The sequence below is a fragment of the Streptomyces otsuchiensis genome (genome assembly GCF_004305975.1).
GTDB lineage: Bacteria > Actinomycetota > Actinomycetes > Streptomycetales > Streptomycetaceae > Streptomyces > Streptomyces otsuchiensis.
The window spans coordinates 1-2233 of the sequence record NZ_BHZI01000468.1; the positions used below are offsets into that span (position 1 = coordinate 1).

The following is a 2233-nucleotide window of genomic DNA, read 5'->3' on the forward strand; positions in this document are numbered from 1 at the left end:
GTGTCCTCGCCACGGCTCGCCCAGCTGGGACGGTCCTGCTGGCCGGCGCAGGGCGGTGCCGGCCAGCAGGACCGTCCCAGCTGGGCGAGCCGTGGCGAGGACACCGGCCGAATACCCCAGGTCCCCGACTCCGACGCCCCGCGTGGGCACGACGACGCCCGGACGACCACCGAGTTCCAGTCGCCCTCCGCGTTCCAGAACTCCGGCGGCCACCAGGACCGCGGCGGTTTCCAGGACCGCGGTCCCGCAACCGGACAGGGCGTCGGGCAGGGCGGACCAGGCGGCCCCAACGGGCCCGGTGCGTACGGGAACCCCGGTGGCCCCGCCGCGCCCGGCGGCCAGGACGGCCGCCGTCCGGCGATCCCCGGACCGAACACCTATGGCGGCCAGGGCGGTCCCTCCGGCCGGCCCGACTCCGGCTACCCCGGCGTCGCGGACACGGCGGAGTTCCCCAGCCCTGTCTCCTCTCCCGGTGACACCGGCGAGTTCACCACTCCGTTCGGCGTGCCGCCCGGCGGCGGCCGCCCCGGCGACCCCGGCCACCGCCAGGACCAGGGCCAGGGCCACCGCCAGGGCGCCGGCTACGGACAGGGCCCCGGCCGCCAGGATCAGGGCGCCCACGGCGGCTACCCGCAGCCCGGTGGCAACGCCCCGGCGCACGCGGACCAGCAGCACACCGCCGAACTGCCGGCCTCCGACTACCAGCAGCGGCACGACGACCACGACGTGTTCGGCCAGTACTCGGCACCTCCGGCACCGCCGCAGGACCCCGCCGCGCTGCCGCCCGCGCCGTACAGCCACGGTGGCACCGCCGAGCGCACCCCGATCTTCGAGCAGGTCGAGTCGACCTGGTTCGGTGCGCGCAACGGTGCCCCGCCGGAGCAGCTCGCCCCCAGGGAGCCCGCGGAGTCCCCCCACGACTCCCAGCGGACGGCTCCCTCCCTCCCCGGCCCGGAACGGCCTTCCGGCCCGGAACGGCCTTCCGTCCCGGAACGGGCCCCGGCCCCGGAACGGCTCGCGCCGCGCGAACTCGCGCCGCCGCAGTCCCCGCCCCGGGAGACCGCCCGCCAGGACTCCGGTCCGCAGTGGCGGGAGTCGCCCAACGACGAACGCTGGCGCCGCGCGGAGCAGTTGCGCTCCCCGGCAGCCGGCGGCGTCACCACCTCGGGGCTTCCCCGGCGCGTACCGCGCGCCAACCTGGTCGCGGGCACCGCGCAGGAGAAGGAGACCACGGCGGCGCCCACCGGCCCGCAGGTCTCCCGCGCTCCCAGCGATGTCCGAGGCCGACTGACCAACCTCCGCCGCGGCATCCAGCAGGGCCGTCAGGCGGGAACGACGACCGGTGGCGAACACACCGGACAGGGACTCGGTTCCCCCTACCGGCAGGAGCGTTGACGTGAGCAGCCCGATGAGTCAGGCGGCGCAGAACCTGAACTGGTTGATCACCAGCTTCGTGTCCAACACCCCCGGGGTGTCGCACACAGTGGTGGTCTCAGCGGACGGTCTTCTGCTGGCGCTGTCCGAGGGATTCCCCCGCGACCGCGCCGACCAGTTGGCGGCGGTGGCCTCCGGGCTGACCTCGCTGACGGCCGGCGCCTCCCGGATCTTCGAGGGCGGCACCGTGAACCAGACGGTGGTGGAGATGGAACGTGGCTTCCTCTTCATCATGTCGATCTCGGACGGTTCGTCACTGGCGGTGCTCGCCCACCCGGAGGCCGACATCGGCCTGGTCGGGTACGAGATGGCACTGCTGGTCGACCGCGCGGGAGCGGTGCTGACGCCCGATCTCCGGGCCGAGCTCCAGACCAGCATCCTGCACTGACGCAAGCTCCCCCACATGAGCACCACCGTCCGCATCGCCGACCTCATGTCCACCCGGAGGAGCTATGACGACCCCGCCCGCCTCACAGGGTTCTTACGGCACGCAGCACGGGCCGTACGACGATGAGGGCGATCAGCCGCTGGTGCGTCCGTACGCGATGACCGGCGGCCGGACCCGGCCCCGGTACCAGCTGGCAATCGAGGCGCTGGTCAGTACCAGCGCCGAACCGGTGCAGCTCCAGGGGCTGTTGCCGGAACACCAGCGGATCTGCCAGTTGTGCATGGCCGAGGTCAAGTCCGTGGCCGAGGTCTCCGCACTCCTGGCGATGCCGCTGGGTGTGGCCCGGATTCTGGTCGCCGATCTGGCGGAGGCCGGGCTTGTCGCTATTCATCAGCCTGGTCATGAGGGTGA

The 2233-nt window shown here is 73.5% G+C and carries 2 protein-coding genes and 1 pseudogene; all 3 read left to right on the forward strand.

All coding sequences use genetic code 11. The features are described from left to right. A pseudogene (locus tag E0D90_RS26900) lies at positions 1-1395 on the forward strand (hypothetical protein); the annotation flags it as partial. Between the two features lie 13 nt (positions 1396-1408). Continuing rightward, the gene (locus E0D90_RS25150; protein ID WP_103501917.1) at positions 1409-1822 is read left to right on the forward strand and encodes a roadblock/LC7 domain-containing protein; all 414 of its coding nucleotides are present in this window, start codon (positions 1409-1411) and stop codon (positions 1820-1822) included. A gap of 64 nt (positions 1823-1886) precedes the next feature. Continuing rightward, positions 1887-2233, forward strand: a 347-nt coding sequence (locus tag E0D90_RS25155; protein WP_130800223.1) for a DUF742 domain-containing protein, incomplete at its 3' end; no start/stop codon positions are given.

What these genes read in the sequence shown, in the direction of transcription:
- E0D90_RS25150 (WP_103501917.1), top strand. Translation starts at nt 1,409, where the DNA reads ATGAGTCAGGCGGCGCAGAACCTGAACTGGTTGATCACCAGCTTCGTG.